General features: G+C 70.2%; 1 protein-coding gene and 1 pseudogene. Both read right to left on the reverse strand.

The features are described 5' to 3' along the window. A pseudogene (locus ACE3S9_RS19230) lies at positions 1–1550 on the reverse strand (hypothetical protein); the annotation flags it as partial. Continuing rightward, positions 1550–1753: BamA/TamA family outer membrane protein (locus ACE3S9_RS19235; protein WP_374548084.1), on the reverse strand; the 204-nt coding region annotated here is incomplete at its 5' end. The gene ACE3S9_RS19235 and the pseudogene ACE3S9_RS19230, both read right to left, overlap by 1 nt.

Consider the following 1753-nt stretch of genomic DNA (forward strand, 5'->3'; position numbering starts at 1 on the left):
GCCGTGCCGGCGAGCGCCGCGAAACGGGCGAGATCGGGCGCGCTGAGCGAGACCTTGCCCTTGAGCTGGTTGAGGCCGAAGGCGCCGGCGGCTTCGACCGCGCCGCTGCCGGTGGTCAATTTCGCGACGGAGACATCGGCGTCGCCCGAAGGCGCGGCGCGCGCGCGCAAGGTCAGCGCGAGCTTGCCGCCGAGCGCGTCATTGAGGCCGCGGTCGCGGAAGGAGAGGCCCTCGCCCGAAGCGTCGGCGGCGAGATCGACCCGCGTCGCGGCTTCGGTCGCCAGACCGTCGGGCCGCGCCGTCACCGTCGCGTCGAAACGCCCCACGCCGCCGACCGGCGTGTTGGCGTCGGCGATGTGGAGTTGGGCGTCCAGTTTCGGCGCCAGCAGCGGGCCCAGCGCGTCAAGCCGGAATTCCAGCGCGCCGATCTCGGCGTCGCCCGCGCGCGCCTTGTGGCCGTCGGCGTCGCGCGCACCGAGCCGGACATGGGCTTCGAGCATCTGATCGGCGCCGAGCCGACCGCTGGCGTCGAGTTCCGCCGCCTTGGCCGCGATCCGGAAGCCGTCGAGGCCGTAGGAGCCGTCGTCGCCGAATAAAACGGCGCCCGTGACCTGGGTATGGCCCTGAAAGACCGGGCCAAGCCAGGGCGGCAGGATTTTTTCAATCGCACCGTCGAGATCGAGGGCGAGCGCGCGCAGCGCCTCGCGCCGGTCGAGCCGAGCGCCGCCAGAAACCGTCGCCAGAGGCCCGGCGGAAAATTGCAGCTTGGCGGTGAAACCGTCGAGCGGGCCTTGGCCGGCAAGGTCGAAATCAACCGGCGGTAGCCCGTCGAGCCCGGCGGCATGGGCGATAAGGCCGCCCGCCGGCTCATGGACATTGGCGGCCAGTTTCAACGCGGTCGTTTTCGCGTCGAAAGCGAGCGCGAGGCCGAGCGCGCCCGGCGCGTCCTGCCGTTTCAGGTCAAAGACCAGATCGAGGCCGTCCGAGGGACGGCCGAGGCTGGCGTGGCCTTGCGCGCCGAGTTGCGCCGCGACGCCGACCACATCCTCGCCGAGATCGAGCCGGGCGAGGGAGAAAGCGCCGACTTCGACCTTGATCGGCAGGCTGGGCGCGGAAAAGCCGGAGGAGGGAGCGGCGGTTGGCGCCGGCGGGGATTCGGGCTCCGGCGGTGGGATCGGCCGCCGCAGTACTTCGAGATGGCCGATTTCGAGATTGCGGACGATGAGCTGGCCCATCAGCAGGGCGGAGCGGGTCCAGACGAGGCGGGCGCGGTCGAGCTTCAGCCACGGCCCCTTTTCGTCGGAAATCACCACATCGCGGATCAATGCGTCGGACGACAGGGCGCCGTCCACCGCGCCGATGGAGATGCGCGCGCTCGGCGTCGAGAGCGCTTTTTCGATGATGCTGGCGAGCAGGCTCTTCTGGTCGCCGTCCGAGCCGGCGCTCTCGCCGCCCGGCAGGGCGTAATGGCGCAGGCCGGCATAGATCCCGCCGCCGATCAGGGCCAGCAGCAGGACGGCGACGCCGATATATCGCAGGAAGCGCGCCATCAGAAGGATTGCCCTATGCCGATATAGAGGGCCACGGAGGCGTCGCCGGACTGCCGCTCCAGCGGGAAGGCGACATCGACGCGGAACGGACCGAAGCCGGTGTAATAGCGCAGGCCGAGGCCGACCGACATGCGCAGATATTGCTGGAAATTCGGGAACGAGGTCGCATAGGCCTCGCCGGCGTCGAAGAACGGCACCACGCC

The sequence above is a fragment of the Rhodoblastus sp. genome (genome assembly GCF_041915505.1).
Taxonomy (GTDB): Bacteria; Pseudomonadota; Alphaproteobacteria; order Rhizobiales; family Beijerinckiaceae; genus Rhodoblastus.